The following is an 18,592-nucleotide window of genomic DNA, read 5'->3' as shown; positions in this document are numbered from 1 at the left end:
GAGGAACACGCCATGCCAATGAGTATCAAGAACGCAATCCTGCTCTTCGTGGTGGTGACCCTCTGTGCCGCCTTCAGCATGAGAATCTTCCAGGGGCTCGACGAGATGATGGGCGACCAGTACTGGGTGGTGGACGTCTCTCAGGGCGACCACGGCTGGTACGGCATGGGGCTGTTGCCCCACGTGGTGAAGATGCCCAAGGACATCGTCAAGGCCCTCAACACCGATGCCGATCCGGCCAACAACGTGGAGATCTACGCCCAGGCGGGCGATTTCGCCGGCGATTCGGTCTACGGCATCTGCTTCGGGATTCCGCTCATCATGTTCCTGATCTGGTTCGCCTTCATCATAGGCTTCCCGGACCGGGTGGACCCCTATCTGTTGCCGCGCAAGATCTTCACCATCGCGGTGATCATCACCTGCTCGGTGGTGGTCAACCTCTTCCTGATGAGGATCACCGCCGACTTCGCCACCGACCCCATGGCGCGCATCGCCAACGTGGCGGGCAACCACGCCTCGCTCCTGTTCCACAACGCCGGCATCTGGTTCGCCATCCTCTTCTCGGCCCTGGGGACCCACAGCCACTCCATGCACGAGGTAGCCGCCCCTGACAGCCGCCAGTGGCAGACCCAGGCCAATGAGAAGTTCTCCTGGATGTTCATCCTGCTCGGCGCCGTGACCGTGCTGGAAGTTTCCCTGGTGAACAGCAAGCTTGCCCTCCCCGACGCGGCGGTGGACTACTCGGTCTGGATCATCTGGGTGGTGATCTTCATGCGGATGTTCGGCTTCTCGCCCCGCTACTGGATCAAGCGTGGCCGCGGCATCTCCATCATGGTGGTCGGCACGGCGCTGACCCTGGGCGCCTTCTACCTGCTGGAGCGCGCCACCGGCACCCTGGGCGCCGGCTTCGCTTCGCCTGTCCTGGCCAAGGCCCTCGGTGTCGAAAACCAGAACATCGGGCTCTCGCTCATGATCTCCATCTACCTCATCTTCTGGATGGAGTTCGCCGCGGCAATCCGCATGAACGGGCCGGTTAAGAAGCCTGTGGAGCAGAAGATTCCCTAAGCAGGCTCACAAAAGCGTACTCCAAAGGCGACGGTCAAACCGTCGCCTTTTTTTATGGCGGCACTGTAGACCTGATGCCGATCAGCCGATATAACTACACTAGTAGACTCCATGTTAGATGCAGACGCGACAAGGGAGACGATTATGAACGGCTGCAAGATTCTCAGTGTTTCGTTTTCGGTGATGATGGCGCTGGTAGTGCCGGAACTGGCGTTGGCCGTCCCCGCCGAGCCCACTGTCCTCGATATGCAGCAGGAGGACGGCACAGCATTCAGGGCCCGCAAGTGGGGCGACGAGTCCCGGCACGGTTGGGAGACCGACTCCGGCCACACAATCGTGTTCGATGGCAAAAAACGCGGCTGGTACTATGCCGACCGGGCGCCCGATGGCGGGCTCATGAGTTCAGGGAGGGCCGTGGGGCGTGATGCTCCTCCCGCACATGTGCCCAAAAGGCTTCGGCCTCCCCGGGGGATCGTAAAGCAGCTCGACCGCGAAGGGCGGTTCGCGCCTCAACTCAAGTCGCCATCCGATGCAACGGCGCCTTTGCGTGTCGTTCAGGAGTCTGCGCTCCAGCCCGCACCGCCGTCGAGCGGCTCGACCAATCTCCCCGTTATCCTCGTGAACTTTTCCGACCGTACAACGACCAACACCCCTCAGGAATTCCAGTCGCTCCTGTTCGGGACCGGCACGTACAGCCTCAAGGATTACTATCAGGAGGTCTCCTCCGGCAGCTTTACCCTTTCCCCCGGCCCGGCGGGTATCGTCGGCTGGGTCCAGGCGCCCAACACCCATGACTACTATGGCAGCAACAACGCCTCGGGTGACGACATGTGGCCGGGCGATCTGGTGTATGAAGCGGTCCAGGCCGCCGACGCAACGGTCAACTTCGCGAATTACGACGGGGACGGCGACTGCTACGTGGATGCGGTTGCCATCGTCCACCAGGGGACCGGCGAAGACCAGGCGGGAACTCCCGCCACCGACATCTGGTCTCACCGCTGGACCCTGAGCAGCGCCAAACACTTTGAAAGAAGCAACTACGGCACCTATACCACCAATGACGCCTGCACGGCTAATCCGGGCACCATGGTGAAGATCAACGACTACATCATGCAGCCCGAGCGCTACGGTACGGGAATTGCCACGGTGGGCGTGTTTGCCCACGAGTTCGGCCACGTGATGGGTCTTCCTGACCTCTACGACACGGACGGTTCATCCGAAGGGGTGGGCGAGTGGAGCCTCATGGCCGCCGGCAGTTGGACCTACCTCTCGCGCCAGGGGGACCGTCCCTCCCACTTGGATCCCTGGAGCAAGTACAAGCTGGGGTGGGTGGCCCCCCAGAAGGTGACGTCGGCCCAGGCAGGGTTCAGCTTTGCCCCCGTGGAAACGACCGCCGCGGTGGTGCAGCTTCTTGAAGGCTCTCCCGCCAGCGGCACCGGTGAATATTTCCTGCTGGAAAACCGTCAGCAAACCGGCTTCGATGCCGGCATACCCGCCTCGGGACTCGTTGTCTGGCACATCGACGAAAGCAAAGCCAACAACACCGGCGAGTGGTATCCCACCTGCGGGGCCCCTGCACGTCCCACTACAAGGTCGCCCTGGTCCAGGCGGATGGCGCCTACCACCTGGAAAGGGAAATGAACCGCGGCGATGCGGGGGATCCGTTCCCGGGCACCTCCGGCGTGACGCTCCTCACCGCGGACACGGTGCCGAGCAGCCGGCTCTACAGCGGGGCCGATTCGGGCTTCTACCTCGATCTCATCCGGAGGTCGGGCTCCACCATGGTCGCGGACATCGGTTTCGGCACCTATGTGGACCGCACGGTTACCATCCTGTCCACCGGCTTCGAGTCCCTGGGCCAGAATCCGCCCGCCGGCTGGAGCCTGGTGGACAATGCAGGCACCAAAGCCCTGTGGCGCTTCGATAATCCGGCAACACGGGACAACGATACGGGGGGCAGCGGCGGCTTCGCCATTGCGGACAGCGACTATGCCGGCCCGGTTGCCATGGATACGGAGCTCCGGACGCCGCTCCTGGATCTGAGCGGATACGAGATAGTCACGCTGAGGTTTAAGACGTTATTCGACCATTACAGCAACGAGATCGCCTCCGTCGATGTGAGCACCAGCGGGAGCGCAGGACCCTGGCAGTCCCTCTGGAGCAGGAACGGGATCGATTACGGACCGGCCACTGAGGACATCGACCTTACCTCCCGTGCGGCGGGCAAGGCCAACGTCATGATCCGTTTCCGCTATTATGATGCCAACTATTCCTGGTTCTGGCAGGTGGACGATGTGACACTGACCGGCATCCCCCGCGCTCAGCATCAGCTCGCCGTGACCGTCAACGGCAGCGGTACGGTAGCCAGCTCGCCTGCGGGGATTTCCTGCCCGGAGTCCACCTGCAGCGCGTTGTTCTACGACGGCCTCCCGGTGACGCTGACGGCCACGCCCGCCGCGGATTACCTCTTTTCCGGCTGGTCGGGGGCCTGTGCCGGCACCGATCCCTGCGTGGTCACCTTGAGCGGCGCTACGGCCGTGACGGCTACCTTCGTGCCGAACACCCACAGTCTGAACGTGACGGTTTCCGGCAACGGACAGGGAACCGTCACCAGCGTTCCCGCCGGAATCGCCTGCGCGTCGGGCACCTGCAACGGAGCCTTTAATGCGGGAAGCCAGGTGGAGCTCATCGCCACGCCGTCCGCGGGGTCGCTCTTCGCGGGCTGGTCGGGCGACTGCACCGGCACCGGTGCCTGCACTCCGACCATGGCCACCGACCGGAACGTCGGTGCCGCGTTTGACCCCGCACCAACGGTTGAGCTCACCATTGGCGCCGCCACGACACTCCACACGACCCTGGCGGCAGCCATGGCCGCCGTTGCCGATGGTTCTGCCGCCGCCATCAAGGCCAGGGCCATGGAGTTCCCGGAGAGCCTGGCCATCACCGGCGGGAAATCCATCGTATTCTACGGCGGATACGCCGAAGGCTTCGGCGGCGTTGCCGGGTACTCGGTCCTGCGCGGAACGGTTACTGTCGGGGTGGGTTCGCTCACGGTGGGCAATCTGACGGTTCGGTAACCTTGGCCCTCTCCCGGTTTTCCGCGGGAGAGGGCCAAGCGGTTCTGCGGATGGTCCAGGTTGTCTCTCATCTTTCCTTCACCACGAACATTGACAAACACGCGCCGCGACAACTACAGTATCCGGAGACGCTCCCTTCGACGGAGCCCCGGAGGTTGTACCCATGCAAACGAGAACGAGGATAACCCTCGGCCTGGTGGTTGCCATACTCTGCCTCACCATCGGCGTGGCCGCCGGATGGCGCTACTACAACCCTGCTGCTGACCAGGCCGGTGCCGAGCACCTGAGGCTGTTCCGCGAGGTCGTCACGATCGTGCGGAACAGTTACGTGGAGGAGGTGGGCGGGAAAAAGCTGCTGGAAGGGGCCATCAACGGCATGCTCGCCTCGCTGGACCCCCACAGCTCGTATCTCCCGCCGGAACCCTTCACCGAGATGAAGACCGAGATATCGGGATCCTTCGGCGGCCTCGGCATCGAGATCTCCATGCGTGACAGCAAGCTGACCGTGGTCGCCCCCATCGAGGATACGCCCGCCTGGCGGGCCGGCATCCAGTCGGGCGACCACATCTGGAAGATCGACGATACTCCCACCCGTGGCCTCACCATCACCCAGGCGGTCAAGCGGATGAGGGGCGAGGCGGGGACGCAGGTTTCCCTCTCGGTCCTCCGGCAGGGGAACGGAAAGCCGCTCGTGTTTCCCCTGGTGCGGGACATCATCAAAACCAGGAGCCTCAAGTCACGGACCCTGGAGCCGGGTTACGGTTATGTCAGGATAAGCCAGTTCCAGGAGCGGACCGGAGATGACTTTGTCGCCGCCCTTGCCAAGCTGCGGTCAGAGAACGGCGGTTCCCTCAAGGGGCTGGTGCTCGATCTGCGGAATAACCCCGGCGGCCTCCTGGATGCCGCAGTGGCGGTGGCGGGGCGCTTCGTGGGCGAGCGTCTCGACAACGGCCTCATCGTCTACACCGAAGGCCGGGAACACTTTGCCAAGCGGAGCTACAGCGCCACCATCGGCGAGAAAGAGCCGCGCTACCCCGTTGTCGTCCTCATCAACGGCGGCAGCGCCAGCGCGTCGGAGATCGTGGCCGGGGCTCTCCAGGACCACGGCCGCGCCGTGATCATGGGAACCACCAGTTTCGGCAAGGGCTCGGTTCAGACAGTGGTCCCCCTCAAGGATGGCGCCGGCCTCAAGCTGACCACGGCCCGCTACTACACCCCCAAGGGGCGTTCGATTCAGGCACGGGGCATCGAGCCCGACATCGTCGTGGAACGGGCCGAGTTCAAGGAGTTGCCGGACAAGGGCGGGGCCGGGTTCCTCGAAAAGGATCTGGACAATCATCTGTCAGGGGCGGAAACGGACAATGGGGAAAAGACCCCCGGTCCGGACGCCACGAAGGCCCCGGCCGCGCCAGCGACTCCCGAGCACGAGGCCGACAGGGATTACCAGCTTCGCCGGGCCCTTGAACTGCTCAAGGGGTGGGATGCCATGCGCAAGGTTGCCGCTGCGAAGCGCTAGGCTGTTTGACAGGAATAGTGATGCAGTTACCGAAACGGGGCGTACTCATGGGAGTCGCCCCGTTTTTCGTTGCCGGAGCCGGGGCGCAACCCCTTCCCCACGGAATGGCCGGCTACTCTGATTTGGGCCGATCCTGCCGGATTTCCGTTAAATGTTCCGCCGGATTCGCCGATAAGCTCGATAACGGCCCGACACGGGCACTGCACCACGCCTCGGGGGTAAGAATGAACAGCAAACGATATAGCTCAAACCCGCGACCTGCCGCACGCGTCATCCGGTCGCTTGCCGTGCTGGCTCTGCTGGCGGGCCTGCCGGTCGGGGCCGAAGCCGGGCCGGCCCTTCCGGTCATGGTCAGGGATATCAACACCGCATCGGCACCCGTCTCGTCCAACCCCTCCGGCATGACGGCCAATGGCGGCATCCTCTTCTTCAGTGCCGGCGACGGCGCCAATGGCCCGGAACTCTGGAAGAGCGACGGCACCGCGGAAGGAACGGCGCTCGTCAAAGATATCAATGCCGGGCCCGGGCCGGGCACGCCCCAGTATTTCTCCGTCATGAACGGGATCACCTATTTCTCCGCCATGGACAGCTTCCGCGGCGTGGAACTCTGGAAAAGCGACGGAACGGCCGCGGGGACGGTCCTGGTGAAGGATATCTACCAGGGGGGCGAATCATCCAATCCACTGGAGCTGACAACGGTGGGGGAAACGCTTTTCTTCTCCGCCGAGCATCCCGTCTATGGCAGGGAGCTCTGGAAGAGCGACGGCACCGCCGGGGGAACCGTCCTCGTGGCCGATATCGCGGCAGAGGCAAGTTCGACGCCCCAGTGGCTGAGGGCGGTCAACGGTACGCTCTTCTTCGCGGCCGACGATGGTCTCCATGGCCGGGAGCTCTGGAAGAGCGACGGGACGCCGGAAGGCACGGTGATGGTCAAGGATATCAACCCCTTCGGCGGGTCCGATCCGGGCGAGATGGCGGTGTACGGCGGCATCCTCTACTTTACCGCCGATGATGGTGAAAATGGCCATGAGCTCTGGAGGAGCGACGGCACCGCCGAAGGGACCTATCTGGTCGCCGATATAGCCCCCGGCGAAGAGAGTTCCTACCCCTTCGAGCCGGTGGGCATCAATGGCCTGCTCTATTTTACGGCCAATGACGGCTACACCGGGTACGAACTCTGGCAGAGCGACGGCACCCCCGAGGGGACGACGCTGGTGAAGGATATCAATCCTGACGGCGAAGACTCAATGCCCTGGGGCATCGTGGGCATGGACAGGTACGTCTACTTCGCGGCCGACGACGGCGTGAACGGGTATGAACTCTGGCGCACCGACGGCACCATGGGGGGGACGGAGATGGTTGCCGACATCCAGCCCGGGGTGGGCGGTTCCATGTACAGCTCTCCCCGGTTGGTGAACGGCATGCTCCTCTTTGCCGCCGACGACGGTGAGCACGGCATCGAGATATGGAAAAGCGACGGCACCGCCGAGGGCACCCTCATGGTCAGGGATATCATCCCGGACGCCATGTCGTGGCCATCCGAGCTCATGGTGCACAACGATACACTCTACTTCGCAGCCGACGACGGCGTAAACGGCACGGAGCTCTGGAAGAGTGACGGAACGGCCGAGGGCACGGTGCTGGTGCGGAACATCGCACCCGAGACAGGAGGCAGTCTCCCCTACCAACTGGCCGCGATGGGGAACACGGTATTCTTTGCCGCGGCCGCTGCCGATCTTGACTTCGATGTCTGGAAGAGCGACGGCACCGCAGACGGCACGGTGCTCGTCAAGGAGATCAATCCCGAGGGGTCGGCCTATCTGGACCGGCTGACGGTCGTTGGTGACACCCTCTACTTCCTGGCCGAGGACAACTATGGGGAGGCGAGCCATGGCATCGAGCTCTGGAAGAGCGACGGCACCGCCGAAGGCACCGGGATGGTCACGGACATCAACCCCGGGCCCCAGGGGATATTCTTCCCCGGCAACCCCAATTATCCCTTCTCCATGGCCGCCGTCGGCACTACGGTGTATTTTCCCGGCTTTACCGCTGACAATGGCCATGAGCTCTGGAAGAGCGACGGTACCGCCGAAGGGACGGTCCTGGTGAAGGATATCAACGCCGTCTTCGATTTCTCCTCATTTCCCGACAGTCTTACCGCCATGAACGGAGCGGTCTATTTCGTGGCCGATGACGGGACACATGGCGCCGAGCTCTGGAAGAGCGACGGTACCGCCGACGGCACCCGGATGGTCAGGGACATCTATCCGGACGGCATCGGCTCCAGCCCCCTCTCGCTCACGGTCATGAACAATGTCCTCTATTTCAGCGCCGCCGGTGACGAAACCAGTGGCTACGGCCTCTGGAAGAGCGACGGCACCGCCGATGGGACCATTTTCGTAAAGGACACTTCTCCCTTCAATCACTCGCGTCTTCCGGCCTCCCTGACCCCCGTGAACGGCACCCTCTTTTTCGCCGCCCATGACGAAAGCGCCGGATTCGAACTCTGGAAAAGCGACGGTACCACTGCCGGCACCGTGCTGGTGGCCGACATCATGCCGGGGGAAGGTTCATCCAACCTGCGCTTGCTGACCGGCGTGAACGGCACCCTGTTCTGTGTGGCCGACGACGGAGTGCACGGCGAGGAACTCTGGAAAAGCGACGGAACACCCGAGGGGACGGTGATGGTGAAGGATATCTTCCCGGGGGAGGGGGGGGCGGGCATCACCTGGATCAAGGTGGTGAACGGGATGCTCTACTTCGCGGCCGACAACGGCGTGAACGGCCTTGAACTCTGGCAGAGCGACGGTACTGCCGAGGGGACGGTGCTGGTCATGGACATCCTGGCCGGTCAGGGGAGCTCGTCCCCTTCGTATCCGGTGGTGGCGGGCACTACGCTCTATTTCGCCGCCACTGACGGAAGCCACGGCGTCGAGCTCTGGAAGTTTTCTCCCGATCCGCCCGATGGGGATCTGACGGGCAACGGGGTGCTGGATATCGTGGATGTACTGCGCGCCCTGCGGATTGTGGCCGGCATTGCGGAGCCCACGGTGGCCGACTTCATCCGCGGCGATGTGGCTCCCCTCGACGGAAATGGCCGGCCCGCCCCGGACGGCGTGATAGACATGGACGACGTGCTGGTCGTCCTGCGCAGGATGCTGGGCGTCGTGTCGTGGTGACGGCAGGATAATCGGCCGTTCCGCGGCAATGGCTGGTCCACTGCGCCCGGCGGTCACTCGACCGTCGAGCGCAGTTTTTTCTTCATCCCCTTCAGCTTCTTTTCCGTCAGCCGCTTTTCCCTGGCGCCCTTGGGCACCGTGGTGGCGATCCGCTTCTTTGCCTTACGCTCGCGCTTTTCCAGCGCAACCCGCAAACGCTCCATGGCCTTCTCCCGATTCTGCGTCTGCGAGCGGTTTTCGCTGGCCTGGACCACGATGCCGGTGGGAAGGTGGCGGATGCGCACCGCCGAATCGGTGGTGTTGCGGTGCTGCCCGCCGGGCCCCGAGGCACGATAGTACTCCACCTTGATATCCGTTTCCCTGATGTCCACTGCCATCGTAACGTCCCTCCCTTGATTCCGGCTACCAGGGTAGCACGAACAACGCAGGGTTTACCACCAGTCGCGACCACGCGGCCCGCCTGGAAAAAAATCAGGTCGGGAGACTTGTGTCTAAACGATGTTTTATGTATCTTTACTAAGCAACCGATATGGTTGCCCGGGGCACGGACGCCCCGGGCACCGGTTGCAGCGCAGGGGAACGGCTCCCCGCGCGCCGCAACCGAAACAGCTCTGAACATGCATGTCTGAGCAATGGCGGGGCCCGGTATGCCAGGGACGGCACAACTGAACCGAAATATACCCGCCGCCGGCGCCTATGCCGACGGTCTGGAGCATATGGAGGACGAACTCCGGTGGCTCGACCTCCTCATCCGTTACCGGCTCGACGGCCGGAACAGGAGAGGAGCCGACCCCTTCGGGCAGTTGCGGGGGCTCGTCCTCTCGGACGACGAGATCAACGGTCTGCTTTCGGGCGATGCCGGAGGAACTCCCGGAGCTTCGCCTGAGCGTGGCGGTGAACTGGCCGACCTGGCGGCCAAGGTTGCGGACCGCCGCTCTGCCACACTCCGAATGGGGACAGCCCTCCCCCTTGCCGATCTTTCCCGCACGTTTCACCTTTCCCCCTTTGAGGAGAAGTGCCTCCTCATCTGCCTTGCCCCCGAACTGGACCTGAAGTACGAAAAGCTCTTCGCCTATCTCCACGATGACGTGACGCGCCAACGGCCCAGCATCGGGCTGATCCTCGACCTCCTCTGCACCTCCTTCCGGGAGCGGGTGGCTGCCCGCACCGTCTTCGATCCCCGGGCTCCGCTGGCAAAGTACCGTCTCGTACAGTTCATTCATGATCCCCCGGACGGATCCGTTTCCTTTCCCTCGCGCCAACTCATGCTCAATGATCGGATTGCCGGTTACGTGCTGGGGCACGCCCAGCCGGACCCGCACCTGGCCGACGCGGTCCGCCTGGTCCGGCCCAACGCCGGCGGCACGGTATCGCCGGTCGAAGATCGTAACCGGGAACGGGCCCGGCATCTGGTCCATGCCCACCTTGCGGCGCACGCTCCGGAGGAGAGCCGTCTGGTGCTGTTCTGCCGTGGTCCCCGGGGAGCGGGGAAGCGGGAACTGGTCGAGACCCTGTGCCGCGACCTCGGCCTGTGGCTCCTGGTGGCCGATGTGGAGCGGATGCTGGCCGGAAGCCTTCCCTTCGGGGAAATGGCGTGGCTGCTTGGCCGCGAGGCCGCCCTTCAGCCGGCCGTCCTCTGCCTGGAGGGGATGGATGCGCTCCTGGCGGGGGACAATGACCATACCTCGGAACTCACGTCGCTCATGGACGCTATCCGGACCTTCTGCCGCGTCACGTTTGTCTGTTCCGGCCGCCCCTGGCGTCCCCGGGACCGGCATCCCTCCGACGTGTTCATTGAACTGGATTTTCCCCTTCCGGACGAAAGCACGCGGAAACGCCTGTGGGAGGAGGGCCTGCGCGGCGGCCCCCTTGCGGCCGGCATGGGCGCGGCAGACGTCCTGGCCGGCACGTTCCGTTTCACCCCCGGCCAGATCCGCCAGGCACTGGCCGATGCCCGTGATCTGGCCGTCTGGCACGGAGGGAACGAGGGGGCCGGGTGGAGCGAAGCCGACCTGCTTCACGCCGCCTGCCGCGCCCGATCCCACACCAGCCTGGGCACCCTGGCGCGGCGGATCGAGCCCGTTCATACCCTGGACGACATCGTGCTTCCTGCCCTCCAGATGGCCCAGTTGCGGGAGATCTGCGCCCAGGTCCGCTACCGGCACCTGGTCTTCGGCCAGTGGGGATTCGACCGGAAGCTCTCCTCGGGCAAGGGGCTCACGGCGCTCTTCACGGGACCTCCCGGCACGGGCAAGACCATGGCCGCCGCGGTGGTTGCCCGCGAACTGGGGCTGGAGCTCTACCGGATCGATCTCTCCCAGGTGGTGAGCAAGTACATCGGCGAGACGGAGAAGAACCTGGAGCGCATCTTCGCCGGGGCGGAGACCGCCGGCGCCATCCTGTTCTTCGACGAGGCCGACGCCCTGTTCGGCAGGCGCTCCGAGGTGAAGGACGCCCACGACCGTTATGCCAATATCGAAATCGGCTACCTGCTCCAGCGGATGGAGGAGTACAGCGGCATTTCCATCCTGGCCACGAACCTCCGCCAGAATCTGGACGAGGCCTTCACCCGGCGCATCCGGATCGTGGTGGAGTTCCCGTTCCCCGACGAGGAATACCGCGAAATGATCTGGCAGCGCATCTTCCCGCCGGAGCTTCCCGTGGGGGACGATGTGGACCTGGGATTCCTGGCCCGCCGGTTCAGACTCTCCGGGGGAGACATCAGGAACGTGGCGCTGGGCGCGGTCTTTTACGCGGCCGAGGAGGGGCGGCCCCTTGCCATGGCGCACCTGGTCCGTGCCTTGGGCAGGGAGCTGCGCAAGACGGGAAAACCGTGCACCCGGGAAGAATTCGGAGACTACCTGGAGATGCTGGCGTGACAGGGATGGAGCCATGAGCGACTACACGGTGATTGCCGATATCGGGGCCACGCTGATCGGGCTGCTGCGGGAGAGCATGGGCGACCTGCTGTCAGCCGACGCCATCGCGCTTCTCTCTCCGGCGGAGCTTGAAGGGCAGGACATCCGCCTGACCCTCTTCCTCTATGCCGTGAGCGAGAATCCGCACCTGAAAAACGCCCCGGCCCCGCCGGCTCCGCCGGGCATCCGCCGGGCGCCGCCGCTCCAGGTGGACCTTTCCTACCTGCTCACGGCCCACGGCTCTCGGCTCATCACCGACCGGACCGAGCGATCCCTGGAGGAGCAGCGGATCCTGGGGCGGGCCATGCGGGTGCTCTACGACAATTCCCTGCTGGCGGGATCGGTCCTGAAGGGTGGTCTGGCCGGATCCACGGCCCAGTTCCGGATAAATCTCCAGCCCTTGTCTCTGGACGACCTGTCCAAGATCTGGACCGCCCTGCCCAACAACGCCCTCAAGGCATCGGCAGGGTACCAAGTGTCCCCGGTGGCCATCGATTCCACCCGGTCCACCAGCGGGAAGCCCGTGGTGGAGCGGACCCTGGAGTACTACCAGAAAGGGGCCGGATCATGACCGAAGCAGTGATGCTCCAGCCGCCCGACCGGTCCGTGAGCCGCCTTGCCTTCGCGGTGCGGCTTGTGGATGACTTCGCGCCGGAGCGGGAGCCTCCGGCCGGGGTAACGGTGACGCTCACGGGAGGCGGAACCCAGGGCGTTCGCAACCCCGGCGGGTGGCATCTCTTCATGGATCTGCCGGCGGGAACGTACCGGGTGAGCGCCCGGTCAGAGCTCTACCTGGCGGAGGATAAGGAGATCGACACCGCGCTGCTGGATCCCGGCCTGCCAGTGGTGGAACTGCTGCTTAAGCCGTCCGCTGCCTACCCATTCCCGCCCGGAACCACGCTGGTCCGTTGCGTGGTGAGGAACGAAGCGGACCTGGGCGTGCCGGATGCCCGGGTGGAGGCGGTTCCCTGGATGCCCGCACCATCGGTGAAGGGGCGGGTGCGGCAGGGGGGCGCCCAGGCGGGCCAGCCGGCCATCCGCCTTGAGCACCTGTCGGGAGAACTGGCCGCGGGCGACATGCTGCTGGTCAGGGAAGGAGACCCCTCCCGTCAGGAGATCGTCCGGATCGCGGCGCCTCTGCCGTCCAACGCCTCCCAGCCGTTCAACCTGGCGGCGCCGCTCCGTTTCGGCCATGCCGCGGGCACCCCGGTCCACCTTCTGGCGGCTGCAGCTCCCTCCACCACCTCCACGGCCGGCACCGGGGAATTCGTTGTCTATCAGAGGAACGCGTCCGCCCGGCTGTTCGTAATCAGGCTCAGTACGAGCGCTGCGGGATACCGGCCGGACGAGCGGGATCTGGAGATCGTCGAGGGGACGACCCAGTCCGTGGGAGTGATCAGCCTGCAACAGCTCTGATCCTGAATCCGGCACTGTTCAACTGCCGAATAGAGGCTGATTGATCATAGGGGAACACACTGAAAGGAGGAATGCGCGATGCCCGAATATCTGTCGCCCGGAGTGTACGTTGAGGAGTTCGAAATCGGCGCCAAGCCCATCGAGGGGGTGAGCACCAGCACGGCGGGCTTCCTGGGGGAAACGGAGCGGGGGCCCACGGTGCCGCGTCTGGTAACCAGCTGGCTGGAGTACCAGCGGGTCTTCGGGAGCTACCTGGGGTCGGACAAGTACCTTCCCTACACGGTCCAGGGGTTCTTTGACAACGGCGGGAAGCGCTGCTATGTGGGGCGGATCGTCAAAGCTGGCGATGCGGCCGCCACGGCGGCCACCGTGAAGCTTGCGGCCGGCTCGGCCAACGCCCTCACCGTCACTGCCATCGGCGAAGGGGCCTGGGGCAACAGGGTGGCCGTGAAGGTGAGCCCCGGGAGCCTGTCGGGGTTCAGGCTGAGCGTCTATTACTGGAAATCAGCCCCCACCGCCCTGTTCGACCCGGACTACGACCAGAAGGCGAACCCTCGCCCAACGGCGGTGGAGTTCTACGACAACCTGTCGGTGGACGAGGCGTCTCCCGACTACTACGACAAACGGGTGAACGCGGTTTCCAGTCTGGTACGGCTCGGCAGGCAGGCCGGCGACACGGGGGGCGCCCCCGACGCCAAGGCAGGGCATATGGGTACGGCCCAGTCCGGCGCCGCTTCCACCATCACCCTGGCCAGCACCGCTTCGGCCACCGATGACGCCTACAACGGCATGCAGGTTTGGATCGCCGACAAGACCGGCAAGGGGCAGGTCCGCACCATCTCCGACTACGTGGGCTCGACGCGGGTGGCCACGGTGAGCGCCGCCTGGACGACCCAGCCCGACAGCACGTCGGTTTACTACGTTTCGTCCGTCGCCTCGCTTGCAGGAGGGGGTGACGTGCTGGCCCAGCAGGGTACGGCCCAGGCCGGGGCCGCCTCCACCATCACCCTGGCCGCCGGCGCTTCGGCCGTGAACAATGCCTACAACGGCATGGCCGTCGAGATCCTTTCCGGCACCGGGCTGGGGCAGAAACGAACCATCTCCGGGTACGTGGGCTCGACGCGGGTGGCCACGGTGAGCGTCGCCTGGACGACCCAACCCGACGCCACGTCGGTCTACCGGATCACCCCGCGCTCATCCTCTCCGACTACGAGCGGGGCGATACGGATTCCCCCGGTAACCGCAAGGGACTCACCGGATTCAAGGAGATCGATGACATCTCCCTTGTCTATGCTCCCAACGCCCAAGGGGTTGCCGGACTGCCCGGCTCCCTCATCACCCACTGTGAGAACCTGAAGGACCGGTTCGCCATCATCGACGCGGCCCAGGGCTCCACCGTCTCGAACCTCTCGCCCCGCGACACCAACGAAACCAAGTACGGCGCCTTCTACTATCCGTGGCTCAAGGTCATTGATCCCGAGGCGGGGGTGCAGCGCCTGGTGCCGCCCGGCGGCCACGTGGCGGGGATCTACGCCCGCAGCGACACCGAGCGGGGGGTGCACAAGGCCCCGGCCAACGAGAAGGTGAACGGCGCCGTGGATCTGGAGTTCCCCATCACCAAGGGGGAGCAGGACGTGCTGAACCCCCGCGGAGTCAACGTGATCCGCGCCTTCCCCGGCAGGGGGATCCGCGTCTGGGGCGCCCGCACCCTCTCCAGCGACCCGCTCTGGAAGTACGTGAACGTTCGGCGACTCTTCATCTTCCTGGAGGAGTCCATCGACGAGGGGACCCAATGGGTGGTGTTCGAACCCAATGACATCCCGCTCTGGGCCCGGGTCAGGCAGACCATCGTCCAGTTCCTGACCGGGGTATGGCGCACCGGCGCCCTGGCCGGAGCCACCCCGGAAGAGGCGTTTTTCGTCAAGTGCGACCGGACCACCATGACCCAGGACGACATCGACAACGGCCGGCTGATCTGCGTGATCGGCGTGGCTCCGGTTAAGCCGGCGGAATTCGTGATCTTCCGCATCGCCCAGTGGACCGCCGGGGCCAAGGGGTAGGGCGGCGCCGAACTAACACTATCTCAAGGGGGATGACCATATGGCCGGCAGAAAAGATCCATACCGGAATTTCAGATTTCTCGTGGAGATCGACGGCATCGTTCAGGCCGGATTCAGCGAGGTGACAGTGCCCGATACCTCCACCGACGTGGTGGAGTACCGGGAGGGGAGTGAGGAGCCGCGCCTGCGCAAGCTCTCGGGACTCAACAAGTTCGGCAACGTGACCCTGAAATGGGGCACTACCGATTCGCTGGAGTTCTTCAACTGGCGCAAGCTCGTCATGCAGGGAAAGATGAAGGACGCACGCAAGAACATGGCCGTGATCCTCATGGACGAGGAGGGGAATCCTGCGGCACGGTGGGAGTTCGAGAACGCCTGGCCGAACAAGTATGATCCGGCCGACCTCAATGCCAAGGGGAACGACGTGGCCATCGAGAGCGTGGAGATCGTCCACGAGGGAATGAAGCGCGTGAGCTGATTAATGAGAAAGGTGGATGACCATGGCGTTTCAGACCGAATTTGAATTCACCCTTCCCAAGGGGTACGTGGACGGCGAGGGGAACCTTCACCGTCAGGGGATCATGAGGCTCGCCACCGCGGCCGACGAGGTCCTCCCCCTGAAGGACCCCCGGGTCCAGCAGAATCCGGCCTACCTGACCGTGATCCTGCTCTCCCGGGTCATGGTCAAGCTGGGGAGCCTGCCGGAGGTGAATCCCCGCATCGTGGAAGGGCTCTTTGTTTCCGACCTGTCATATTTGCAGGAGTTCTACCGGCAGATCAACGACGGCGGCGCTGCCCAGGTTAAGGCCGTCTGCCCCCGTTGCGAGCACGCCTTCACCATGGAGCTCGCCCCGGGGGAATAGCGGGCTACCCCCTCGACCGCATCTACGAGGAGGTAGCCTTCATCGCCTATTACCTGCACTGGCCCCATGACGAGATCATGGGGATGGAGCATCGGGACCGGCGCCGGTGGTGCGAGGAGATATCGCGGATCAACCGGTCCGCCAACGCCGATGCCACGAGCATCGCTGATCTGTAGCGGAACGACCCGGGTCCCGGAGGTGCCGGACGGCCCGCGGCGCGGGAAAGGATGTGCCCATGGCGCTCGACAACAGAAAAGACCCCTACGGCGCCTTTCGCTTTCTGGTGGAACTGGAAGGGCTGGTGGTGGGCGGTTTCGCCGAGGTCTCCGGACTTCAGGCCGAAACCGAGGTGGAGGAGTACCGGGAAGGTGGGGTCAATGAGCATCCCCACAAGTTGCGGAAGATCACCCGTTATCCCAACCTGGTGCTCAGGCGGGGGATCACCGACTGCCGGGTTCTCTGGGAATGGTACCGGGACGTGATCGCCGGTACGGTGTCCCGCCGGAATGGTGCGGTGATTCTCATGGATCGGGAGGGAAATCCCGCCTGGCGCATGGAGTTCTCCGGTGCCTTTCCGGTCAAGTGGGAAGGGCCGGAACTGAAGGCCGACGGCAATACCACGGCCATTGAGAAGGTGGAACTGGTGCACAACGGCTGAAGGTGGAGTGACCCATGACCCTTGCCGAGCGGATCAGGGACAGATGCCGCTGGCGGAGAGCGATCGGCTGCCGCGGCTGCCCCGGTACGGTTTCGCTGCTGACGCCCGAGCGGCTGCTGGGCCGTTACCTGCGGGGGCCCATGACGCTTACGCCGGTGCCGCTGGTGCATCCGGGGCGGACCGGGCGCCTGGACCTGAGTCTGTCGCTCCGGTTCTTCTGGCAGACGAATGGTTCTCTGGTCATGGGACGGCCCACAGGAGAGCTGTCGGTTTCCAGTGTGTTGCGACACGGCGGAACAGCGATGGCGCCAGCGGGCCCGGTTGAACAGGGGCCGGGTGCATCGGCCGCCGGCAGGGGGAGTGATACGGCAGCCCGCCTTGTCCATTCTGCCGGCGGGCTGCCCCGTTACCTTGACGGGGAGATCCTACGCACCATCCTCGGCAGGTTTGAAGACGTGAGGGGACGGGATCGGAACCCGGGACGGCGGGAAGATGGCCGGAACCACCGGCATGATGGGGATTCATTCTCACGGGCGGTGCCGGTGGGGAGGGTTACGATGTCGATGTCCGGCCGGGGCGGGATCCTGCCGGATCCCCGTCGTGAACAGTTCGCTGAGGGGAACGGTTCCCCGCATCAGGCCGTCCGCATGATGCGGCGTACACCCGCCGGAGTAGCCGCAATTCAGCCCCTGGGAGAAAAGAGCCACACCAGTGGGCATCATCCGGCAGTCGTGTCGGTGCGGTCTTTCCCCGCCGGGCAGCGGTTGCCGGCGCCACGGACCCGGCTGATTGGCACGGTCCGGCCCCTCGGTGGCCTTGCTGCCGTGGGAGAGCGCAGTGGCTCCGCAGGGGTTCCGGCAAGAGTCGGTACGGCCTCCCTGCCGGAGAGGGGGACGGTTGCCGGTTCGGCTGCCCTGGATCACCGCCGGCGGGGGATGGTGTCTCCGGTGCCCGCCGACACTCTGGAGAAAGAGCTTACCCTGACCCACGCGGTGGCCGGCCCCGTGAGCCGGTCGGCCCACGTCTCCCGCCCTCCGGCAGCCGTGCCGGCTAACGCTGTGCCCTTTGCCGGGCCGGTGGCGGCGGAGACGGGGCGGGTGGCGCGGGCACCGGCTGCCGCGGTGGATGTGAATCGGCTGGCCGACGAGGTCTGCCGGGTGATCGAACGGAGACTCGTCACCGAACGGGAACGGCGGGGACGATGAGGGGAGGTGCGGGGCATGGCCCTTGAGAAGGCGAAGCTCGTGAACGCCGACACCGGCGAGGAGGTGGCGGTCCTGTTCAATCCCACCGAATACGCGGTGGAAAAGGGTAACCAGTACGCGGAGATCGCCATCCCGGGGTTGGAGGCTCCGTTGCTCCAGTTCAGCCGGGGCACTGCCCGTACCCTGACCATGGATCTCTTTCTCGATACCTCTGAGACGGGGCAGGATGTGCGGATCCACACCAAGCGGATCACCTCGTTCCTCGACATCGATCCCGAGACCCATGCCCCGCCCGTCTGCCGCTTCGTTTGGGGCGGAGGCGAGAGCTTCACCGGCGTGCTGGAGCGGGCCACCCAGCGGTTCACCATGTTTCTGGCCGACGGGACCCCCGTGCGGGCCACGGTGGGGGTGGCGCTGAAGGAGTTCCGGACCGGCCTCAACCGGGAAAAGCCGCTCCAGTCGCCGGATCGTACCAAAGTAAGAACCATGGGGGAGGGGGACAGCCTCTGGCTTCTGGCGGCCCGGGAATACGGGGACCCGGCCCAGTGGCGGTTCATCGCCCGGGAGAGCGGCATCGTCAATCCCCGGCGGGTGAAGGCCGGCACCGACCTGGTCATTCCCCCCATCGAGTGAGC

At 64.8% G+C, this 18,592-nt stretch carries 15 protein-coding genes and 1 pseudogene; 15 read left to right on the top strand and 1 reads right to left on the bottom strand.

The window, feature by feature from the left end; translation table 11 throughout:
• The first annotated feature begins 12 nt into the window (after positions 1 to 12).
• From A2G06_11935 to A2G06_11915, 5 genes are all read left to right on the top strand, one after another.
• Positions 13 to 1,065, top strand: a complete 1,053-nt coding sequence (locus A2G06_11935; GenBank protein ANA40861.1) for a hypothetical protein — start codon at positions 13 to 15, stop codon at positions 1,063 to 1,065.
• A 144-nt stretch (positions 1,066 to 1,209) separates the two neighbouring features.
• On the top strand, positions 1,210 to 2,706 hold the full coding sequence (locus A2G06_11930; GenBank protein ID ANA40860.1) for a hypothetical protein: 1,497 nt from the start codon (positions 1,210 to 1,212) through the stop codon (positions 2,704 to 2,706).
• Between the two features lie 119 nt (positions 2,707 to 2,825).
• Positions 2,826 to 4,142: a hypothetical protein gene (locus A2G06_11925; GenBank protein ANA41675.1), complete on the top strand. Its 1,317-nt coding sequence runs from the start codon at positions 2,826 to 2,828 to the stop codon at positions 4,140 to 4,142.
• A gap of 163 nt (positions 4,143 to 4,305) precedes the next feature.
• Positions 4,306 to 5,658, top strand: coding sequence for a peptidase S41 (locus A2G06_11920; protein ID ANA40859.1), 1,353 nt, complete (start codon positions 4,306 to 4,308; stop codon positions 5,656 to 5,658).
• A gap of 224 nt (positions 5,659 to 5,882) precedes the next feature.
• On the top strand, positions 5,883 to 8,837 hold the full coding sequence (locus A2G06_11915) for a hypothetical protein (GenBank protein ANA40858.1): 2,955 nt from the start codon (positions 5,883 to 5,885) through the stop codon (positions 8,835 to 8,837).
• Positions 8,838 to 8,890: 53 nt separating this feature from the next.
• Here A2G06_11915 and A2G06_11910 read toward each other — a convergent pair whose 3' ends face one another.
• The gene (locus A2G06_11910; protein ID ANA40857.1) at positions 8,891 to 9,214 is read right to left on the bottom strand and encodes a peptidyl-tRNA hydrolase; all 324 of its coding nucleotides are present in this window, start codon (positions 9,212 to 9,214) and stop codon (positions 8,891 to 8,893) included.
• Positions 9,215 to 9,484: 270 nt separating this feature from the next.
• Here A2G06_11910 and A2G06_11905 point away from each other — a divergent pair, with 270 nt between their 5' ends.
• The 10 genes and pseudogenes from A2G06_11905 (at position 9,485) to A2G06_11860 (ending at position 18,590) form a co-directional block, all read left to right on the top strand.
• Positions 9,485 to 11,716 carry an AAA family ATPase gene (locus A2G06_11905; protein ANA40856.1) on the top strand — a complete coding sequence of 744 codons (2,232 nt, stop codon included), beginning with the start codon at positions 9,485 to 9,487 and terminating at the stop codon, positions 11,714 to 11,716.
• 13 nt (positions 11,717 to 11,729) lie between these two features.
• Complete coding sequence (locus tag A2G06_11900; protein ANA40855.1) at positions 11,730 to 12,326, top strand: hypothetical protein; 597 nt, start codon at positions 11,730 to 11,732, stop codon at positions 12,324 to 12,326.
• Positions 12,323 to 13,171 (top strand): hypothetical protein, encoded by an 849-nt coding sequence (locus tag A2G06_11895; GenBank protein ID ANA40854.1) that lies wholly within the window; start codon positions 12,323 to 12,325, stop codon positions 13,169 to 13,171. The genes A2G06_11900 and A2G06_11895 overlap by 4 nt, the downstream gene beginning before the upstream one ends.
• A 78-nt stretch (positions 13,172 to 13,249) precedes the next feature.
• Positions 13,250 to 15,231, top strand: a pseudogene (locus tag A2G06_11890) (phage tail protein).
• Between the two features lie 40 nt (positions 15,232 to 15,271).
• Positions 15,272 to 15,709 carry a phage tail protein gene (locus A2G06_11885; protein ID ANA40853.1) on the top strand — a complete coding sequence of 146 codons (438 nt, stop codon included), beginning with the start codon at positions 15,272 to 15,274 and terminating at the stop codon, positions 15,707 to 15,709.
• Between the two features lie 22 nt (positions 15,710 to 15,731).
• Complete coding sequence (locus A2G06_11880; protein ID ANA41673.1) at positions 15,732 to 16,094, top strand: hypothetical protein; 363 nt, start codon at positions 15,732 to 15,734, stop codon at positions 16,092 to 16,094.
• Positions 16,091 to 16,270: a hypothetical protein gene (locus A2G06_11875; protein ANA41674.1), complete on the top strand. Its 180-nt coding sequence runs from the start codon at positions 16,091 to 16,093 to the stop codon at positions 16,268 to 16,270. The genes A2G06_11880 and A2G06_11875 overlap by 4 nt, the downstream gene beginning before the upstream one ends.
• Before the next feature lie 59 nt (positions 16,271 to 16,329).
• A complete protein-coding gene (locus A2G06_11870) occupies positions 16,330 to 16,752 on the top strand; it encodes a phage tail protein (protein ID ANA40852.1) in 423 nt (140 codons plus the stop codon).
• Positions 16,753 to 16,766: 14 nt separating this feature from the next.
• Positions 16,767 to 17,957, top strand: coding sequence for a hypothetical protein (locus A2G06_11865; protein ANA40851.1), 1,191 nt, complete (start codon positions 16,767 to 16,769; stop codon positions 17,955 to 17,957).
• Positions 17,958 to 17,972: 15 nt separating this feature from the next.
• Positions 17,973 to 18,590: a peptidoglycan-binding protein gene (locus tag A2G06_11860; GenBank protein ANA40850.1), complete on the top strand. Its 618-nt coding sequence runs from the start codon at positions 17,973 to 17,975 to the stop codon at positions 18,588 to 18,590.
• Positions 18,591 to 18,592 lie beyond the last annotated feature (2 nt).

The organism is Geobacter anodireducens, assembly GCA_001628815.1.
GTDB lineage: Bacteria > Desulfobacterota > Desulfuromonadia > Geobacterales > Geobacteraceae > Geobacter > Geobacter anodireducens.
Note: the sequence above shows the minus strand (reverse complement) of the source record. Positions and strands in the feature narration are given on the sequence as shown.

Bases quoted from the DNA above. Each gene is read 5' to 3' on its own strand.
- A2G06_11935 (ANA40861.1), top strand. From the start codon at position 13: ATGCCAATGAGTATCAAGAACGCAATCCTGCTCTTCGTGGTGGTGACC.
- A2G06_11930 (ANA40860.1), top strand. From the start codon at position 1,210: ATGAACGGCTGCAAGATTCTCAGTGTTTCGTTTTCGGTGATGATGGCG.
- A2G06_11920 (ANA40859.1), top strand. From the start codon at position 4,306: ATGCAAACGAGAACGAGGATAACCCTCGGCCTGGTGGTTGCCATACTC.
- A2G06_11915 (ANA40858.1), top strand. From the start codon at position 5,883: ATGAACAGCAAACGATATAGCTCAAACCCGCGACCTGCCGCACGCGTC.
- A2G06_11910 (ANA40857.1), bottom strand. From the start codon at position 9,214: ATGGCAGTGGACATCAGGGAAACGGATATCAAGGTGGAGTACTATCGT.
- A2G06_11905 (ANA40856.1), top strand. From the start codon at position 9,485: ATGCCAGGGACGGCACAACTGAACCGAAATATACCCGCCGCCGGCGCC.
- A2G06_11900 (ANA40855.1), top strand. From the start codon at position 11,730: ATGAGCGACTACACGGTGATTGCCGATATCGGGGCCACGCTGATCGGG.
- A2G06_11895 (ANA40854.1), top strand. From the start codon at position 12,323: ATGACCGAAGCAGTGATGCTCCAGCCGCCCGACCGGTCCGTGAGCCGC.
- A2G06_11885 (ANA40853.1), top strand. From the start codon at position 15,272: ATGGCCGGCAGAAAAGATCCATACCGGAATTTCAGATTTCTCGTGGAG.
- A2G06_11880 (ANA41673.1), top strand. From the start codon at position 15,732: ATGGCGTTTCAGACCGAATTTGAATTCACCCTTCCCAAGGGGTACGTG.
- A2G06_11870 (ANA40852.1), top strand. From the start codon at position 16,330: ATGGCGCTCGACAACAGAAAAGACCCCTACGGCGCCTTTCGCTTTCTG.
- A2G06_11865 (ANA40851.1), top strand. From the start codon at position 16,767: ATGACCCTTGCCGAGCGGATCAGGGACAGATGCCGCTGGCGGAGAGCG.
- A2G06_11860 (ANA40850.1), top strand. From the start codon at position 17,973: ATGGCCCTTGAGAAGGCGAAGCTCGTGAACGCCGACACCGGCGAGGAG.